Origin of the sequence: Rhodovarius sp. (assembly GCF_040399605.1) — a bacterium.
GTDB classification, from domain to species: domain Bacteria; phylum Pseudomonadota; class Alphaproteobacteria; order Acetobacterales; family Acetobacteraceae; genus Rhodovarius; species Rhodovarius crocodyli_A.
In genome coordinates this window covers 1-17,365 of record NZ_JBBARU010000035.1, presented here as the reverse complement: position 1 = coordinate 17,365, position 17,365 = coordinate 1, and the positions used below count along the sequence as shown (strand labels likewise).

The following is a 17,365-nucleotide window of genomic DNA, read 5'->3' as shown; positions in this document are numbered from 1 at the left end:
AAAGAGCGAAACGGCTTTGCCCTCTCGCGCTCTCCCACCAGGGTCGACATGTATGTCGACGGTTTTCCTGGACCTTTGATTAATTTTTTATATCAATAACCTACCGAAGGTGGAGGAAACTCGTCGACATACATGTCGACCCTCCTGGGGTGCTCGAGGGGCAAAGCCCCTCGATCTTTCCCCCCCCCGCAGCCAGTTTTCAGCCCCCTGCTACCGCGGTGACTGCGCCGTGCGCTGCAGGTTCTGCACCGCAAATCCCTCCCGCGCGGCGATGGCCACGGCCTGTTCATAATCGGCCGGGGCCATTTCCGTGCTGCGCGAGAGAATCCACAGCACCCGGCGTGAGGGCGAGCCCACCACCGCCCAGCGGTAATCCGGATCAAGCCCCAGCACCCAATAATCGCCATGGAAGGGCCAGAAGAAGCTGACCCGCAGCCGGGCATTGTTGCTGCCGGGCACGGGCGTGGCCACCGCCGTGGCCGCCCGCCGGGCGCCGCCTTGCAAGGCGTTGCGGCAGGTGTTCAGCACATCCACCGCGCCATCCGGCCTGGGGGTGTAGATTGCTGTTACGTCTTCGCAACGAACATCGGCGCCATCCTGGAAGAAGATGGGCAGCCGCGCCTGTTCGAACCAGGTGCCGAGGTAGCGCGGCACATCCACCGCTTCGACCGTGGCGGGCATGCCGGGCATGGGTTGGGTGGGGGTGAAGCTCTGGCAGCCGCCCAGCGCCAGCAGGCCCAGAATCAGAAAATGCCTCATTGCGGAATACTCCCCTCCGGCAGGGAGAGCACACGCGCATGAATCTGGCCTGCAGTGCAAAGCCAGATGTGTTCACGCTCGGCCAAAATCGTCTGTAATGCGCCGCGCAGGGCGCGCATGCGGTAGGGCTGGCCGATGATATAGGGGTGCAGCGCGATTCCCATCACCTGGGGGATGCCGTCCTTTGTCTGGTCCAGCCGCTCCATCGCGTCATCCACCAGCATGGCGGCGAATTGCGCCACGCCATCCTTGCGGGCGATGATGGCGGGGATGTCATTGGCCTCCTGCGGGTAGGGGATGCTCAGCAGGCGGCCGCTGCGGGTTTTTTTCCACACCGGCATATCGTCCATGCACCAGTTCAGCGAATAGCCATAGCCGCATTCGGCCAGCAGGTCGGGGGTCACATGGCTCTCGGCGATCCAGGGCGAGAGCCAGCCGGCGGGGTGCTTGTAGCCGGCCTGGGTGATGGCCTGGGTGCTCTGAGCGATCAGCGCGCGCTCCTCGGCCTCGGGCAGGGTGGATTGGCGCTCGGCATTGCTGCGGCCATGGCCGGCGAGTTCATCGCCGCGCGCGGCATGGGCGGCGATCAGCGCCGGCGCGTGGTCCAACATGGTGCTGTTGAGCAGCACGGTGGCGGGCAGGCGCAATTCATCGAGCAATTCCAGCAGCCGCCAGGCGCCAACGCGATTGCCATATTCCCGCCAGGCATAATTCAGCACATCGGGCTGCGGGCCGCCGGGGGCCAATTCGGCGCCCATGCCCTCGCCGAAGGAGAAATGCTCCAGATTCACCCCCAGATAGAGCGCCAGCTTGGCGCCATTCGGCCAGGACCATTGCGGCCTTCCGGCCCAGGGGTGGTAGGGGAAACGGTCATGGCTGCGGAGCATGGCAATATCCTGAAGGCGTGCTGGTGTTATCTGCCGCCGCCGATGCAGTTTCGCAACATGTTGGCAGGCCGCGCATTCCTCGCGTAACGTGATCGGAATGGGGAAAGCAAAGCCCGAAGCGAGTGCGCCCGTCACGGGCAAATCCGTCCTCGCCGCTGAAACGCGGCGGCTGGGGCGCAGCGCCCTGCTGCCCATTGCCCTGGGCTATGGCGTGGCATTGTGCGGCCTGGCGCAGGCCTGGCTGCTGGCGCGGCTTGTGGCGGGTTTGCTGGGCTATCCGGTGGGGGGCTGGCTGGATCTGGCGGGGGCGGCGGCACTGATGGCGGCCGCGGCGGGGCTGACCGCGCTGCAGGAAATCGCCCAGAGTGCCGCCGGCCGCGCGGCGCGGGCGCATTTGCGGGGGGTGGCCTTTGGCCGGCTGCTCGCACTCGGCCCGGCCGATCAGCGCGCGGCGGGGGAAAAGGCCACCCTGGTGGTTGAGCGCATTGAGGCGCTGGACGGCTATTTTTCGAAATGGATGCCGGCGGCGGCGCTGGCCCTGGCGGTGCCCTGCACCATCATCCTGGTGCTGCTCTTCGTCGATTGGGTCAGCGCCTCGGTGCTGCTGGTGATGGGCATGCTGGTGCCGATTGGCATGGCGGTGGCCGGCATCGGCGCGGCGATGGCCAGTAAGCGGCAATTCGAGGCTTTGGGGAAACTCTCCGGCCGCTTCACCGACCGTGTGCGCGGCATTCCCACCCTGGTGCTGTTCAACCGCGCCGGGGCCGAGGCGGATGGCCTGGCCCGCGCCGCCGAGGAATTGCGCGCGCGCACCATGAAGGTGCTGCGCATCGCCTTTCTCTCCAGCGGGATTTTGGAGCTGCTATCGGCCTTCACCCTCGCCTATCTGGCCTGGCGGCATGGCGCGCTGCTGGGCAATAACCACCCCAACCCGGTGGCGGCGCTGTGGTGCATTCTGCTGGTGCCGGCGTTTTTTCAGCCGCTGCGGATGTTTTCCGGCGCCTATCATGAGGCGCAATCGGCGCGCGGCGCTGCCACGGAATTGGCGCCGCTACTGGCGCCCGCGCCCGCCAGCACCGGGCTTGATCTGGCCGAGGTGCCGCCGCGGGTGGCCGTGGTCTTCAGTGAGGTGGTGCTGCGCTATACGGCCGATCGTGCGCCGGCGCTGGATGGGCTGACCTTCTCGGCCGCGGCAGGCGAGACACTGCTGCTGGCCGGGGCTTCGGGTTCGGGGAAATCCTCGGCGCTGGCGCTGCTGCTGGGGTTCCGCCGCGCCACTGCCGGGCGGGTGGCGATCAATGGCCAGGATGTGGCGCTGCTCAAGCCCGAGGAATTGCGGCGGATATCGGCCTATATCGGCCAAAAGCCGCATATTTTTGGCGGCAGTATTTTCGACAATATCCGCCTGGCCCAGCCCGAGGCCGGCCGCGAGGCGGTGACCGCCGCCGCGCAGGCCGCGCAGGTGATGCAATTTGCCGCCGACCTGCCGCAGGGCCTCGATACCCTGGTGGGCGAGGGCGGCTTTGGCCTCTCGGGCGGGCAGGCGCAGCGCGTGGCGCTGGCCCGCGCTTTTCTGCGCGACGCGCCGCTGGTGCTCATGGATGAACCCACCGCCAGCCTGGACCCGGGCACGGAGGAATTGGTGCTCGATGCCATCCGCAAATTGTGCCTGGGCCGCACCGCCATCATCGCCACCCATTCCGCCGCCGCGCTGCGCGGCTTGCCCGGGCGGGTGCTGACCTTGGAGGCCGGGCGCGCTGCCGGCCGGCGCATGGCAGGGAATTGAGATGATCCGCGACCTTTACCGCGTTTGGGGCTTGTGGCGGGCGCGGGGCGGCTGGCTGTTGATCGGCGTGGGGGTGGCTGTGGCCTCGGCGCTTTCGGCGGTGGCGCTGCTGGCGCTGGCGGGCCAAGGGGTGGCGCAAGGCGTGGCGCTTGGCGGTGGCGCGCTGGCTATTTTGCTGCTGCGGCCCTTGATGCTGGCCCGCCCTGCCCTGCGCTGGGCCGAGCGCATGGCCAGCCACGAAGCCACTTTTCGCGCCCTGGCCGATACCCGGGTGTGGTTCTTTCGCCAGATTGCCGCCCGCATGCCCGGCGGGCTGGGCCTGACCGGCACGGGTGATGCGCGCGGGCGCATGGTGGCCGATATCGAGGCGCTGGATGGGCTGTATCTGCGCGCCGTGCTGCCGGCGCTGGCGGCGGCTTCGGTGGTGGCGGTGGTGGCCTTGCTGCTGGGGGCCGAGCCCGGGCTGGCGGCGCTGGTTGCCGTGCCGCTGGGGGCGGCGCTGCTGCTGCCCTTTTGGCTGGCGCGCGATGCCAGCCGTGCCGCCAATGCGGTGGCGGCGGCGCGCGGCCAGATGAACCGCGCGGCACTCGACCCGCTGCTGGGGCTGGCGGAGACGCTCTCCAACCAGGCCGAGCATCGCGCTGCCGCCCGGCTGGCCGAGACGACGGCAGCGATGCATGAGCAGGAGCGCCTGCTGGCCCGGCGCGGGGCGATTGGCGGCGCTTCGGGATTTTTGCTGGGGCAGATGGCCATGCTGGGCGCGCTGGGCTGGGCGCTGGCGCATGGGCCGGGCAGCGGGCTGGCGGTGCTGGGGCTGTTCATGGCCTTGGCGGCGGCGGAAACCCTGGGGCTGGTGCCGCGGGCTGGTACCGCGCTGGCCGCGGCTGGGGCCGCCGCGCGCCGGCTTTTCGCCCTGGCCGATACCCAGCCACGGGTGACAGAGCCCACCGCCCCGGCCGCGATGCCGCCGGGCAATACGCTGCGTTTTGAGGCGGTGGGCTTTGCCTGGTCGGCCGACCGGCCGGTCTTCACCGCGCTCGATCTGGAATGGCGCGAGGGGGAGCGGCTGGCGCTGCTTGGGCCCTCGGGGGCGGGGAAGTCTTCCATTGCGGCGATGGTGCTGAAGCTGGCGGCGCCGCAGGCTGGGCGAATTACCCTGGGCGGCGTGGATCTGGCCAGCCTGCCGGCCGAGAGCGTGCGGGCGCGGATTGCTTGCCTCAGCCAGGATGCGCGGATTTTTGATGCCTCGATCGCCGAGAATTTGCGCATCGCCGCCCCAGAAGCGCCGGATGCGGCGCTGTGGCGGGTGCTGGCGCAGGTGGGGCTGGATGAGCTGGTGCGCGCCCTGCCTGAGGCGCTGAACACGCCCTGCGGCGAGGGCGGTGCGCGCTTCTCCGGCGGTCAGGCCCGGCGGATTGCGCTCGCCCGCGCCTTGCTGCCGGCCACGCCGCTGCTGGTGCTGGACGAACCCACCACCGGCCTTGATGCCGAGACCGAGCAGGCCTTTCTGGAAACCCTGGAGGCGGCGACGCGCGGTCGCTCGGTGCTGCTGATCACCCATAAGCTGGTGGGGGTGGAAAAGCCCGATAGGGTGCTGCGGCTGGCGATGGGCCGGGCTTTACCGGCCGCTGGGTGAGGCGGGCGGCCTCAGGCCGCCGCGCGCACCGCCGCTGCCACCCGCGCCACATCGCCCTCTTCCAGATAGGGGTGCATGGGCAGGCTCATCACCTCATGGCAAAGCGCCTCGCTCACCGGCAGCGGCGGGGCCTGGCCGATTGAACCGGCATGCGCCGCAGCATAGGCCGGCTGGTGGTGCAGCGGCTTGGGGTAATAGACGCCGAAGGGAATGCCGGCGGCCTTCAGCGCCTCCTGCATGCGTGCCCGCGCCGCGGCATCTTCCAGCTTGATGGTGTAGAGGCCCCAGGCATGGCCGGGGATGATCTCAGGCAGGGCGACGGTGCCGTCGAGGTGCTGGGCGTACCAGCCGGCCACGCGGGTGCGGGCGGCCAGTTCCTCCTCAAACAAATCCAGCTTGCAGAGCAGGATGGCGGCTTGCAGCGTGTCGAGGCGGCCATTCATGCCGGTGCGCAGCACTTCGTAGCGGCCGCCGCCCTCGCCATGGGTGCGCAGTGAGCGGTAGAGCGCCGCGCGGTCGGCATCCTGGGTGAGCAGCGCGCCGCCATCGCCGTAGCAGCCCAGGGTTTTGGTCGGGTAGAAGCTCAGCGCCGTGGCGCCGGCGAAGCAGCCCAGGCGGCGGCCGCCGATATCGCCGCCGAAGGCCTGCGCCGCGTCATCGAGTGCGAACATGTTTTTGGCGGCGCAGATCGCCTCGATCGCCGGCCAATCGGCCGGGCGGCCGAAGAGGTCCACCCCCACCACGGCGCGTGGGCGCAGGCGGCCTTCGGCCTCGACGAGAGCGATGCGGCGCTGGAGGTCGGCCAGGTCCATGTTGAAGGTGAGCGGGTCGACATCGCAGAAGACCGGTGTGGCGCCCAGGACCAGCGGCACCTCGGCGGTGGCGGTATAGGTGAAGGCGGGGAGGAAGACGGCGTCGCCGCGGCCAATGCCCTCGGCCATCATGGCGATTTGCAGGGCATCGGTGCCGGAGGAGACGCCCACCGCATGGCCGCAGCCGGCGAAGGCGGCGAGCCGCTCCTCCAGCTCCACCACCTCAGGGCCATTGATGAAACGGCCGGAGGAGAGGACATGGGCGATGCGGGCATCGAGCTTGGCACGGATCAGCGATTGCTGCGCCTGCATGTCGAACAATGCGATGGGCTTTTGGGGCATGTCGTTCATGATAAGGGGTCTCGGCCAGCGCGCCGCGTCGATCAAGCCCCCCCGGGGTCAGGTTTCATGTCGGGTTGTGACATTTGCCTGAAGCTTGGGCTATCGCTGCTGCTCCGCCTGCCGGGCGGGCGCTGCTGCCTCATGGGTAAATTCCGGCACCAGCCGGCCCAACTGCGCCAGGGCCAGCTTGGCGTTGCCGCCATGCGCCAGGGCGGCCATTTCATCCATCGCGCGCCCCACCAGGGCCGAATCGCCGGTGCGCGGCGCGGCCATCAGCAGGCCAGGATAGGGGGTGGCGCGGGGCGGTTCCTGGCCGTGGAAGAGTTCTTCGTAGAGCTTCTCGCCCGGGCGCAGGCCGGTGAAGCGGATTTCCACATCCTCATCCGGCCGCAGCCCGGCCAGGCGGATCATCCGCCGCGCCAGATCCACGATTTTCACCGGCTGGCCCATATCGAGCACGAAAATCCCGCCATCGCGCAGCTCGGGCAGGTTGCTCGCCGCTTCGCCCGTGCCGACCACGGCGGCTTGCAGCACCAACCCCACCGCCTCGCGCACCGTCATGAAATAGCGCCGCATATCGGGGTGGGTGACGGTGAGCGGCCCACCGCGCTCCAATTGCCGGCGGAAGAGCGGCACCACCGAGCCGGTGCTGCCCAGCACATTGCCGAAGCGCACGGTGCTGCAGCGCATCGCCCCTTCGCGCTGGCCATCGAGGTCCAGCGCCTGACAATACATTTCCGCCAGCCGCTTGGAGGCGCCCATGACTGAGGTGGGGTTCACCGCCTTGTCGGTGGAAATGAACACCATGGCCTGGCAGCCCACCGCACGGGCGGCATCGGCCACGATGCGGGTGCCCTGGGCATTGGTCAGCAGGCCCTCCAGCGGGTCGGCCTCCACCATGGGCACGTGTTTCAGGGCGGCGGCGTGGAAGACCAGTTCGGGCCGCACATCCTCCATCAGCCGGCGGATGCGCGCGGCATCCCGCACATCGGCCAGCATGGCGCGGCGGGGCAATTCGGGGTGGCGTTCGCGCAGTTCCAGGTCGATCTCATAGAGCACGTATTCGCCGTGATCGAGCAGCGTCAGGCTGGAAGGGCCCAGCGCCGCCACCTGTCGGGCCAATTCGCCGCCGATGGTGCCGCCCGCGCCGGTGACCAGCACGCGGCGGCCCTGCACGAGGCGGGCCATGCCCTCACGGTCCAGCGGCACTTGCGGGCGGTCGAGCAATTCCTCGATGGCGACGGGGCGCAGTTCGACCCGGGCGGTCTCCTCCGGCCGATTGGCGACGCCCAAAAGTGTGGGCTGCGGCGCGCGTTTAACCGGGATGCCATGCCTGTCGGCGGCATCGAGCAGGGTTTCCAGTGCGGGGCCCTGCACCTCGGCCCCGGCCAGAACCAGCAGCGTGGGCAGCCGGCCTTCATTGCGCATGGCCTCAAGCACCGCGCTGGCATCCTCCACCGCGCCCAGGATGGGGTGGCCCTGGATGCGGCGGCCGGCCTGGCGCGAACGCTGGGTGAGAATGCCCAGCACCCGGTAATGCGCCTGCCGCTCGCGCGCCGCAGCGCGGATGAAAAGATCCGCCGCTTCGGCGCCGCCGGCCACCAGCACGTCGGTGCCGGCCGCGAGTGGCGAGACGCGGCGCTGGGTGAGGGCGCGGGTGGCGGCGCGCGCACCGCCCAGGCAGGCGATCAGCACCAGCATATGCAGCAGCGGGAAGGCGGGGTGGGGCGGCTGCCAGGCGCCGGCCAGCAGCAGCCCTGCGGCAAAAAGCAGCGCGCCCAGGCCGGCCGCGGCGAGCACCGCCCCTCCATCGGCCAGGCCGGCGAAGCGCCAATATTGCCGGGGCAGCCCCAGCGGCCAGCCCGCCAGCAGCAGGCTGGCCACCGCCAGCGGTAGGGCGAGGAGCCACCACGCCCCCGGCGGCGCATCGGCCACGCCGAGCCAGAGCGCCAGCGGCAGGGCGAGCGCAGCCAGGGCCGCGTCCAGCAGGCAATTCAGCAATATCCGGCGTGGGGCGCTCTTGGCCATGGCCTGCTATAGGGCCGGGTGCGCGGCGCTGCCAAGCAGTCTGGTGTACAGAGCGCAGAGTGTCTCGGCCTCACCCGCCCAGCCGAAGCGGCCCAGCGCCGCCGCGCGCCCTGCCTCGCCCATGGCGGCGCGCGCTGCCGGGTCGGCCAGGGTGGTGATGGCGGCGGCGATGGCGGCGGGGCTGGTCACATCCACCAGCAGCCCGCAGCCGGCCTCGCGCACCATGGCGGCCAATTCGGTGGCGAAATCCGGCGCGATGACCGGCAACCCGGCCAGCATGCCATCGGCCAGCTTATGCGGCAGGGCCAGGCGATGATTCTCATCCCCCGGCTGGAACAGCACGAGGTTGATATCGGCACAGGCCGCCAGCCGCGCCATCTCGTCCGGCGGCAGCCAGCCGCGGAAGGAAATGCGAGGGCGCAGGCCGCGTTGCTCGGCCTCGGTGAAGAAATCGGCATCGCTGCCATCGGTGAAGCGGCCGGCGATGACCAGTTCGGTGTCCCAGGGCGAGAGTGCCAGGGCGGCCAGCATCTGCGGCCAGCCGCGGGCGCGGGAGAGGGCGCCGAGATGCAGGAGTTTGAGCGGCCCCGGGGCGTGGCGGCGCGGCGGGGTGGCGGGCGCCAGGGCGTAATTGCGCACCGGCACGCAATCGCGGCGGTAATCCGTCGCCAGGCCATCCTTGGCAACCACCATGGCATCCGCCCGCTGCGCCATGGCCCGGCAGCCCAGGCGCAGCATGAATCGCGCCACGGGCCGCAGCGGCGGCGGCAGGCGCTGATCCAGCCGGCTTGGGTAATGCTCATGCACATCGAGCACCACGCGCGCGGGCGCGCGGGCCAGCAGGGCGGCGAGCCAGGCATCGGGCTCATGCGCCATGATGGCGCGCGGCTGGATGCGCCGGGCCAACCGCGCCAGACGGGGAATATTGCGGATGCGCCCCCACCAGCCGGGGCGGCGGGCATAGGTGCTGATCGAGACGCCCGCCATCTCCGCCGGCGCATCCGGCATGGTGGGGCAGAGATGGGTGACCCGCCAGCCCGCAGCCGCCAGGGCAGCGCCCTGCTTACGCATAATCCGCACATCATCGGGCGGATGCGCCGCCGAGAGCATGAGGATATCAACCGGCAAGGGCGACGGCCTCCACCACCTTGCAGAAGCTGGCACTGTGCAGCCGCCTGTCCCAGCGGCGGATCGCCTGCTGGCGCGCGGCGCGGCCCATGGCTTCGCGGCGGGGGCGATCCATCGCGACCTCACGCAGCGCCGCCGCCAGCGCCGCCGCGTCATCCGGCGGCACCACCAGGCCTGAGGGGCCTGCCTCGATGACCCGGGCGGCATGGCCGGGCACATTGCCGATGATGGGCAGGCCGGCGGCGCAGAAATCCATCAATTTGTTGGGGGCGATGTATTCGGCAAACTCCGCCACCGGCGCCAGCAGGAACAGGCCGATCTGCGCCCCGGCCAGCAGCCTCGCCAGATCAGGCTTGGGCATGGGCGCGAGGAAGGTGAGGTTGGCCAGCCCCTCGGCGGTGGCGCGGGCTATCAGGCGGGGCTTTTCCGAACCCTCACCCACCAGAATGATCCGTATGGGCAGCGGGCGCAGCAGCGCCGCCGCGGCGATCACCACATCGAGGCCATTGGCCCGGCCATGCGCGCCGGCATAGACCGCCAGCACCTCATGGCTGCGCGCCTTATCAGGCCGCCAGGGGGCGATCTGCGGGCCGAACAGGTCGAGATCGGCGCCATTGGGAATAACCTGCACCTGGCGCGCGCCGCGGGCCTGGGCGGTCTCGGCCATGCCTGGGCTGAGGGCGATGACGGTGGCGGCCCGGCGGCAGGCGGCATTGGCCAGGGCTTCCATCGCCCAGAGCAGCGGCGCGGGCACGCCGCCCATGGCGCGCGGCAATTCCGGCCATGGGTCACGAATTTCGAACACGAAGGGCGCGCGGGCGGCCAGGGCCGGCAGCGCCACGCTCAGCGGTGTGGAGGAGGCGATGATGACATCCCACCGCTCAGCCCGGGCGAGCCAGGTGGCGCGTGCGGCATAATGCAGGAAGGCCAGCAGCCTCGCGCCCAGGCCCATGGCATTGCGATAGGCTATATCGAATTCCACCACCCGGATGCCATGCACCACGCCCTCGCGCCGGCCGCGGCGGAAGGCGCCATCCAGCCCGGTATTGGCGCCATCGAAGCGCCCACAGGCCATGGTCACCCGGTGGCCGCGCTGGGCCAGGGCGCGCGCCATGGCATGGCTCCGGGTGGCCGTGCTGCCGGCTGGGGTGGAGAAATGCTGGTGGAGGTAGAGGATTTTCAGGCGCGAAAGCAGCGCCGGATCACGGCGATGACCCTGTTTTGGTCCTGCGGGCTGAGGCTGCTGCCCGATGGCAGGCACAGCCCCTGCTCGAACATCGTGGCCGCCACCTCACCACCCGCCTGCGGTGCGGTGCGGAAGGCGGGTTGCAGATTCAGCGGCTTCCACACCGGGCGGCTTTCAATCTGTTCGGCGGCCAGCGCGCGGCGGATGGTCTCGCGATCCACCCAGGCTTCGGAGGGGTCGAGCCGGATCACGGTCAGCCAGCGGTTGCTGCGCGCCCAATTCGGCTCGCCGATGAAGCGCATGCCCGGCAGGTCATGCAGCGCGGCGCGGTAGCGGGCATGGATGGCGCGGCGGGCATCCACCCGGGCCTGCAGCGCCGTGATCTGCGCCAGGCCAATCGCCGCCAGGACGGAGGACATGGCGTAGGAATAGCCCACCACCTCATGCTGGTAATGCGGTGCGGCCTCCTTCGCCTGGCTTGCGAGCTGGCGGGCGCGGGCGATGAGCCCCGCATCCTCACTCGCCAGCGCGCCGCCGCCGCCGGCGGTGATGATCTTATTGCCATTGAAGCTGATGGCCATCAGCCGTGCATCAGCACCGGCATGGCGGCCATGCTGGATGGCGCCAAGGCTTTCCGCGCTGTCGCTGAGCACCGGCACGCCCCAATGGGCGCAGGCCTCCACAATGGCCGGCATATCGGCCGGCTGGCCGTAAAGATCGACCGGCACCACCACCCGGGGCAGCCGGCCGCGCCGCGCGGCGGCGGCGAGTTCGCGGCGCAGCAGGTCCACATCCATCGTCCAGGTATCGGGCGTGACGTCGAGAAAGCGCGGTGTCGCGCCCATTTGCACCGCGGGGCCGATGGAGGCGACGAAGGTGAGCGCGCTGGTCCAGACCTCATCGCCGGGGCAGACGCCGAGCAACTGAAAGCCCAGATGCAGCGCCGCCGTGCCGGAGGTGACGGCGGCGACATGAGGGATGCCGATGGCGCGGGCGATGGCTTGTTCGAAGGCGATGGGAACCGGCCCGGCGGGCGCGACCCAGCCGGAATCCAACATGGCCTGCAGCGCATCCAATTCACCACCGGCGAGATGCGGCGGGGAAAGAAACACCCTGCGATGTTGGGCAGCCGGCACTGCCATGCCGAGCGGTGCCACGCCTGGCTGCGCAGCCGGAAAGGCCGTCATGGCCGGGGAGGTAGGGGAGCAGAGCATATCCAAACCTCAATCTACAACTGGAGGTTAGGCATAGCGCTCAGGATTCGCGCAAGTAAAATTGCGCGTCAAAGATGCATGAATCGTGAAGTCGCAACTTTTGGGAGTATTTTTTTGGGGCACTGTCGCGCCTTGCGGCTTTGCAAGGGGAGAGCGTGAGAGCGCGGAGCTTGTATCACAGCTGCAGTCGTGCCGGGCTCCCAGGGTATCAACCGAGGTTAACCCAGGCATCGCAAAAAGGGGGTGACATACAATTGGATCCTATGCATTTTTGGGCAAGGCTGCGCCCAAACGCAATCGCGCTTATTGAAAGCAGCGATGCTGGAACCAGAGAGCCAGAGCATCATCCGTTCAAACCGAATCGTTTGAGCTGATAAAAATGCTAGACAAACAGAAGCTTAGAGCCTGTGCAGTGAGCCCAGGCGAAGGGAACAGGCTCTAAGGCGAGACGGCGTTGTTGCGGGCGGCCGAGTGGCCTGCCCACCAGAACCCCGTCAGATCAGAGGCGGAAGGCCTGGCGCGCCAGCAGGCGCCAAGTCGTGCCTTGCTTCTTCCACATCTGAAGCACGCCAATATTCACCGGCGTGATCTTTCCGCCGCCCGTGGTGTGGCCCACGAAGCTGTGCCGCACGATCGCATCCTCGCCCACGACCGAGATCGTCTGGTTGGAGATCGTGATCTCGCCGAAGGGATTGCGACGCTCGACGAGGACGGCCACGAACTGCTCCTTCGTCTCGATGCGCCCGGCCGAATGGCCATAGCTCAGCGCATCATGCGCCAGTGCCTCAAGCGCCGCGCGCTCGGGGTTGAGCATGGCGCGCGTCAGCGCCTCAACGGCGGCGGCGACAGCGCGTTCATCGGCGGATTGCGCTGCGGCAGGCTTGGTCGCGACGAGGATGGCGGCGCCACCCAGCGCCGCCAGATGGCGACGGTTCATGTTATCCTCCCTGGCCGGTTGGTTCCGGCCAGCGCGCAGGCTATACGCCTTCGCGCCGATAAACCAGCACCGCGCGCCGATCACGCGGAGGGCGAAGGGCAGCAGAAATTGAAGTCATCCTCGCAGGTCGCTGAGACACCGCGGCCGCCGCAACTTCGTTGAGCACATCCTCGCCCGCGTTGGCGCAAGCGTCCATAATCGCTGGTCGAGTGTCTTGCCGGCGAAATAAAGATGCCGATGGGCTCGTGAATCATCCACGCGAGCGAGCCATCGGCTGGGTTTATCCGGTGTTCTACTGCGTCTTGGCAGAAGGGTGGAGCGTTTCCAGGGGACCCGCATCAAGCTGCGCAAGAATACGCTTCAATGCTTCGATGTTGTTTTCGTCTTCGGCGCTCTCGAGCGCTTCGTGCAGCACCGCGCGGATGTCGTCAGCGCTGACAAGCTCCATCTCCCAATTGGGATACAGACGTGCGCGCTTCTCCACGCTCTGCTCCAGCGTGACGATATCGTGATGGCGCGGATCGCCATGCAGGCTCGCGGCCAGCTTCTCCACCTGACCGGGCGGGCCCTCGATCCATTGGAAGAAGACGCCGCTGCCGAAAACCAACACCCCGGTGATCTCGCGGGCAGCATTGCTGCTTTTAGACCACTCGATGATGCGCTCGACCACGGCGGCGTCGACGCCTTCGGCGGCACGGCTACAGTATACGAAAGTCGCAAGGATGGGCGCTGCGTAGTCTGAGTCAGCGTCGCGTGGAAAGCCGAATTCATCATACATGGGTCAGCTCGCTTTTGATATGTCGGGCTGGCCGTGGCAACCGCTGCGCCAGGTTAAGGCTAGCGCCTGTTTCCTTCGCCTCGGCTGAACGCACAGGCTCTAAGCCTTTGTTTGTCGAGCATCATCCGTTCAAACAATTCCGTTTGAACGGATGATGCCCTGAAGAAACTTCAAGAGGGCAAAGCTCTCTCGTTCTTTGCCTTCCCCACCAACCGCGATCCCCGCCTCAGCGCGGCTCGCGCGGCCAGTTGATCCGCGGCTCGGTGCGGCCTGTGCTGGGGGTTCGGCTCTCACTCGCCCGCGGCGCGCTTGGCATGTCCAGATCATCCATGATCAGCGGCCGGCGGGGGCCATCGGCCAGGCGGGCGGAGATGGCGCGCAATTCGGCCTGCGCCTCATCAAGCTGCGCTTCGATCGATTCCAGCCGTGATTTCACGCCAAAGACCGAAAACGGCATCACCAGGAAACACAATATCAGCAAGGCCAGCGCCAACGCGGCCAGGAGGCCGGTCCAGCCCGGCAGGCCGGGGATGGTCAGCGCGGCAATGATAGCTTCTGGGTTCATCCGCCGGTCACACTCATATGGCGGGCCACCGCGGCAGGGCGGGCGCGCTCGATGACGAAATCATGTCCCTTCGGCTTGCGGCTGATTGCCTCACGGATGGCGGCTTGCAGCGCCACATCATCAAGGCCAGCGCGCAGCACCGGGCGAAGATCGGCCGCATCCTCCTGGCCCAGGCACATATAGAGCGTGCCGGTGCAGGTCAGCCGCACGCGGTTGCAACTCTCGCAGAAATTATGGCTGAGCGGGGTGATGAAGCCGATGCGCGTGCCGGTCTCGGCCACATCAAAATACCGCGCCGGGCCGCCAGTGGCGTAGCCGCTTTCGCTCAGGCTCCAATTCAGCCGCAGCCGGGCGCGCACCACATCGAGCGAGAGGTAACGGTCGGTCCTGTCCTCCGCCACCTCGCCCATCGGCATGGTTTCGATCAGGCAGAGGTCAAAGCCATGGCGGCCGCACCATTCCACCATGCGGTCAAATTCATGCTCATTGAGGCCACGCAGGGCGACGGCGTTGATCTTGATCCGCAGGCCGGCGGCTTTGGCGGCCATGATGCCATCCTGCACCTGGGCCAGATCGCCCCAGCGTGTGGCGGCGCGAAAACCCTCGGGGTCCAGCGTGTCCATGCTGACATTGACCCGCTTGACCCCGGCGCGAACCAGGCCCTCGGCGTGTTTTGCCAATTGGGTGCCATTGGTGGTGAGGGTGAGTTCCTCGAGCCCGGCGGGGCCGATGCGCCGGCCCAGCGCCTCGACCAGCGACATGACATTGCGCCGCACCAGCGGCTCACCCCCGGTCAGGCGGATTTTCTTCACGCCCATGGTGATGAAGGCACCGCAGAGGCGTTCCAGCTCCTCCAGCGTCAAAACCTCGGCCTTGGGCAGGAAAGTCATGTCCTCGGCCATGCAATAGACGCAACGCAGGTCACAGCGATCCGTCACGGAGACGCGCAGATAGCTGATGTGCCTGCCAAAGGGATCGATCATGGTGATGATTTGGGACGGCATGGGGCCTCTGCGCAAGCCCCCGGCTGGACATGAGGCCAAGCCGGGTTAGCGTGGCGCGAATCACCCAAGGAGTTCTGCCATGCCGGCATTGTCGCGTTTCAAGGTTCTCGATCTCACCCGCGTGCGCGCGGGCCCCACCTGCGTGCGGCAATTGGCCGATTGGGGGGCCGATGTGATCAAGGTGGAAATGCCCGAGGGGCTGGATGCGGGCGACCCGATGGGCGGCCCGCGCATGGGCCCGGATTTCCAGAACCTGCACCGCAACAAGCGCGGCCTGACGCTGAACCTCAAATCGCCCGAGGGCGTGGCCATCTTCAAGAAGCTGGTCGAGAACGCCGATGTGGTGGTGGAAAATTACCGCCCGGATGTGAAGCACCGGCTGGGCGTGGATTATGCCGCGCTTTCCGCCATCAATCCCAAGCTGGTCTATGCCTCGATCTCCGGCTTTGGCCAGGATGGGCCCTATGCCGGCCGGCCGGGCTTTGACCAGATCGCCCAGGGCATGGGTGGGCTGATGTCCATCACCGGCGAGCCTGGCAAGGGCCCGATGCGGGTGGGCATTCCGGTGGCCGATCTCTGCGCGGGGCTATTTGCCGCCATGGGCATTCTCACCGCGCTGCTGGAGCGGGAAACCTCCGGCCAGGGGCAATGGGTGCAGACCAGCCTGTTGCAGGCCCAGGCCTTCATGCTGGATTTCCAGGCGGCGCGCTGGCTAATGGCCGGCGATATCCCTAAGCAGGCCGGCAATGACCACCCGACCTCCATCCCCACCGGCGTCTTCACCACCGCCGATGGCGCGATGAACATCGCCGCCACCGGCCAGGCGATCTATTCCCGCTTCGTCAAGGTGATGGGCCACCCGGAATGGCTGGAGGATGAGCGCTTCGCCACCTCCAGCGCACGCTCGAAGAACCGCCACGCGCTCAATGCGCTGATCGACGAGGCGACGCGCACCAACACCACCGCGTATTGGGTGGAGACGATGAACGAGGCCGGCGTGCCCTGCGGGCCGATCAACAATATGCAGCAGGTCTTCGCGGATGCGCAGGTGAAGCATCTGGGCATCGCCCAGGCGCTGGGTGAGACCACCTATCTCGGCCAGCCCTTCACCCTCTCGCGCACCGCCTCTGCCATCACCTCCCACCCGCCGGCGATTGGCGAGCACAGTGCGGCAATCCTGGCCGAGGCGGGTTATAGCGCTGAGCAGATTGCCGATTACCAAGCCAGGCAGATCGTCTGATGCGGCGGAGGGCGCTGCTGGCGGGGCTCGCAGCGCCCGGGCTGGCCGGGGCGCAATGGGCACCCTCGCGGCCCATTCGCATTGTCGTTGGCTTCTCCGCCGGCGGCGGCACGGATATCACCATCCGGGCAATGACGGCCCGGCTGCAGGCCTCACTCGGCCAGCCGGTGGTTGTGGAGAACAAGCCCGGCGCCTCGGGCAATCTGGCCAGCGAGATGGTGCTGCGCGCACCCCCTGATGGCCATACGCTGCTGATGGGCACCATCGCCGCCCTGGCGCTGAACCCCACGCTGTTCCGTAATCTGGGCTTTGACCCGCGGGTGGATTTCTCGCCGATCAGCCTAGCCGGCGATATCCTCAACCTCTTCGTCTGCGCCCCGGACAAGCCCTTTGCTGATTTCACTGGCCTGCTGGCGGCGGCGCGGGCGCGGCCGGATACGCTGAGCAATGGTCATTCCGGCGTGGGCGGCACCGGGCATCTGGCGGGCTGCCTGCTCGATTCCATGGCGGGTATTCAGACCATCCAGGTGAGTTATCGCGGCGGCGGCGCGCTGATTGCCGATATCATTTCCGGCAAGGTGGATTTTTCCTGCGCCACGGCCAGCACCACCCTGCCGCATATCGAGAGCGGGCGGCTGCGCGCCCTAGCCGCGCCGACCCCCAGCCGCAGCCCGCTGCTGCCCCATACGCCCGCGGTAGCAGAAACCCTGCCGGGCTACGCGGTGGCCAATTGGAATGCGCTGGTGGGCCCGCGCGGCATGGCGCCCGCGGTGGTGGCGCGGCTGAATACGGCGATGCGCGAGGCGCTGGCCGACCCGGAAGTGGCGGGCAATCTGCGCCGCCACGGGGTGGAGCCGGCGCCGAGCTCGCCCGAGGAGCTGTCGCGCTTCATCCGCGAGGAGACGGAGAAATGGGCGCCGGTGATCCGCGCCATCGGTGCTACGGTCGATTAACAGGCCGGTGAAATCCGCTGAGGGCGTAGGAAAAAAGAGCGAAAGGGCTTTGCCTTCTCGCGCTCTCCCACCAGGGTCGACATATATGTCGACGATTTTCCTGGACCTTT

15 protein-coding genes are annotated in these 17,365 nt (G+C 68.1%); 4 read left to right on the top strand and 11 right to left on the bottom strand.

Features of this window, described 5'->3' with window-relative positions:
- Nucleotides 1–210 precede the first annotated feature (210 nt).
- Together ABWP84_RS10570 and ABWP84_RS10565 are read right to left on the bottom strand one after the other, a co-directional pair.
- Nucleotides 211–759: a lipocalin family protein gene (locus tag ABWP84_RS10570; protein WP_353211987.1), complete on the bottom strand. Its 549-nt coding sequence runs from the start codon at nt 757–759 to the stop codon at nt 211–213.
- Complete coding sequence (locus ABWP84_RS10565) at nt 756–1,646, bottom strand: polysaccharide deacetylase family protein (RefSeq protein ID WP_353211986.1); 891 nt, start codon at nt 1,644–1,646, stop codon at nt 756–758. Before ABWP84_RS10565 ends, ABWP84_RS10570 begins: the two co-directional genes overlap by 4 nt.
- A gap of 97 nt (nt 1,647–1,743) precedes the next feature.
- On the opposite strand from ABWP84_RS10565, the gene cydD reads away from it, so the two are divergent.
- Entirely contained in the window at nt 1,744–3,432 is a 1,689-nt protein-coding gene (gene cydD, locus ABWP84_RS10560; RefSeq protein WP_353211985.1) for a thiol reductant ABC exporter subunit CydD, read from the top strand.
- A gap of 1 nt (nt 3,433) precedes the next feature.
- Nucleotides 3,434–5,068: a thiol reductant ABC exporter subunit CydC gene (gene cydC / locus ABWP84_RS10555; protein WP_353211984.1), complete on the top strand. Its 1,635-nt coding sequence runs from the start codon at nt 3,434–3,436 to the stop codon at nt 5,066–5,068.
- 11 nt (nt 5,069–5,079) lie between these two features.
- Here the strand turns inward: cydC and ABWP84_RS10550 are convergent, their stop codons facing one another.
- The 9 genes from ABWP84_RS10550 to moaA form a co-directional block, all read right to left on the bottom strand.
- Nucleotides 5,080–6,231 carry a DegT/DnrJ/EryC1/StrS family aminotransferase gene (locus ABWP84_RS10550; RefSeq protein WP_353211983.1) on the bottom strand — a complete coding sequence of 384 codons (1,152 nt, stop codon included), beginning with the start codon at nt 6,229–6,231 and terminating at the stop codon, nt 5,080–5,082.
- Between the two features lie 90 nt (nt 6,232–6,321).
- Nucleotides 6,322–8,250, bottom strand: a complete 1,929-nt coding sequence (locus ABWP84_RS10545; RefSeq protein WP_353211982.1) for a nucleoside-diphosphate sugar epimerase/dehydratase — start codon at nt 8,248–8,250, stop codon at nt 6,322–6,324.
- Between the two features lie 6 nt (nt 8,251–8,256).
- Nucleotides 8,257–9,378 (bottom strand): glycosyltransferase, encoded by a 1,122-nt coding sequence (locus tag ABWP84_RS10540; protein WP_353211981.1) that lies wholly within the window; start codon nt 9,376–9,378, stop codon nt 8,257–8,259.
- A complete protein-coding gene (locus tag ABWP84_RS10535) occupies nt 9,368–10,555 on the bottom strand; it encodes a glycosyltransferase family 4 protein (RefSeq protein WP_353212004.1) in 1,188 nt (395 codons plus the stop codon). Before ABWP84_RS10535 ends, ABWP84_RS10540 begins: the two co-directional genes overlap by 11 nt.
- Nucleotides 10,556–10,557: 2 nt before the next feature.
- Nucleotides 10,558–11,751 (bottom strand): aminotransferase class I/II-fold pyridoxal phosphate-dependent enzyme, encoded by a 1,194-nt coding sequence (locus tag ABWP84_RS10530; protein WP_353211980.1) that lies wholly within the window; start codon nt 11,749–11,751, stop codon nt 10,558–10,560.
- Nucleotides 11,752–12,277: 526 nt separating this feature from the next.
- Nucleotides 12,278–12,715, bottom strand: coding sequence for a nuclear transport factor 2 family protein (locus tag ABWP84_RS10525; protein ID WP_353211979.1), 438 nt, complete (start codon nt 12,713–12,715; stop codon nt 12,278–12,280).
- 292 nt (nt 12,716–13,007) lie between these two features.
- Nucleotides 13,008–13,493 carry a BLUF domain-containing protein gene (locus ABWP84_RS10520; protein WP_353211978.1) on the bottom strand — a complete coding sequence of 162 codons (486 nt, stop codon included), beginning with the start codon at nt 13,491–13,493 and terminating at the stop codon, nt 13,008–13,010.
- Between the two features lie 226 nt (nt 13,494–13,719).
- A complete protein-coding gene (locus ABWP84_RS10515) occupies nt 13,720–14,058 on the bottom strand; it encodes a hypothetical protein (RefSeq protein ID WP_353211977.1) in 339 nt (112 codons plus the stop codon).
- Nucleotides 14,055–15,041, bottom strand: a complete 987-nt coding sequence (gene moaA / locus ABWP84_RS10510; RefSeq protein ID WP_353211976.1) for a GTP 3',8-cyclase MoaA — start codon at nt 15,039–15,041, stop codon at nt 14,055–14,057. The genes ABWP84_RS10515 and moaA overlap by 4 nt, the downstream gene beginning before the upstream one ends.
- A gap of 100 nt (nt 15,042–15,141) precedes the next feature.
- On the opposite strand from moaA, the gene ABWP84_RS10505 reads away from it, so the two are divergent.
- The gene (locus ABWP84_RS10505) at nt 15,142–16,302 is read left to right on the top strand and encodes a CoA transferase (RefSeq protein ID WP_353211975.1); all 1,161 of its coding nucleotides are present in this window, start codon (nt 15,142–15,144) and stop codon (nt 16,300–16,302) included.
- Nucleotides 16,302–17,255 carry a tripartite tricarboxylate transporter substrate binding protein gene (locus ABWP84_RS10500; RefSeq protein WP_353211974.1) on the top strand — a complete coding sequence of 318 codons (954 nt, stop codon included), beginning with the start codon at nt 16,302–16,304 and terminating at the stop codon, nt 17,253–17,255. The genes ABWP84_RS10505 and ABWP84_RS10500 overlap by 1 nt, the downstream gene beginning before the upstream one ends.
- Nucleotides 17,256–17,365: the final 110 nt, after the last annotated feature.

Coding starts and splice junctions, on each gene's coding strand:
- ABWP84_RS10570 (WP_353211987.1), bottom strand. CDS start 759: ATGAGGCATTTTCTGATTCTGGGCCTGCTGGCGCTGGGCGGCTGCCAG.
- ABWP84_RS10565 (WP_353211986.1), bottom strand. CDS start 1,646: ATGCTCCGCAGCCATGACCGTTTCCCCTACCACCCCTGGGCCGGAAGG.
- cydD (WP_353211985.1), top strand. CDS start 1,744: ATGGGGAAAGCAAAGCCCGAAGCGAGTGCGCCCGTCACGGGCAAATCC.
- cydC (WP_353211984.1), top strand. CDS start 3,434: ATGATCCGCGACCTTTACCGCGTTTGGGGCTTGTGGCGGGCGCGGGGC.
- ABWP84_RS10550 (WP_353211983.1), bottom strand. CDS start 6,231: ATGAACGACATGCCCCAAAAGCCCATCGCATTGTTCGACATGCAGGCG.
- ABWP84_RS10545 (WP_353211982.1), bottom strand. CDS start 8,250: ATGGCCAAGAGCGCCCCACGCCGGATATTGCTGAATTGCCTGCTGGAC.
- ABWP84_RS10530 (WP_353211980.1), bottom strand. CDS start 11,751: ATGACGGCCTTTCCGGCTGCGCAGCCAGGCGTGGCACCGCTCGGCATG.
- ABWP84_RS10525 (WP_353211979.1), bottom strand. CDS start 12,715: ATGAACCGTCGCCATCTGGCGGCGCTGGGTGGCGCCGCCATCCTCGTC.
- ABWP84_RS10520 (WP_353211978.1), bottom strand. CDS start 13,493: ATGTATGATGAATTCGGCTTTCCACGCGACGCTGACTCAGACTACGCA.
- ABWP84_RS10515 (WP_353211977.1), bottom strand. CDS start 14,058: ATGAACCCAGAAGCTATCATTGCCGCGCTGACCATCCCCGGCCTGCCG.
- moaA (WP_353211976.1), bottom strand. CDS start 15,041: ATGATCGATCCCTTTGGCAGGCACATCAGCTATCTGCGCGTCTCCGTG.
- ABWP84_RS10505 (WP_353211975.1), top strand. CDS start 15,142: ATGCCGGCATTGTCGCGTTTCAAGGTTCTCGATCTCACCCGCGTGCGC.
- ABWP84_RS10500 (WP_353211974.1), top strand. CDS start 16,302: ATGCGGCGGAGGGCGCTGCTGGCGGGGCTCGCAGCGCCCGGGCTGGCC.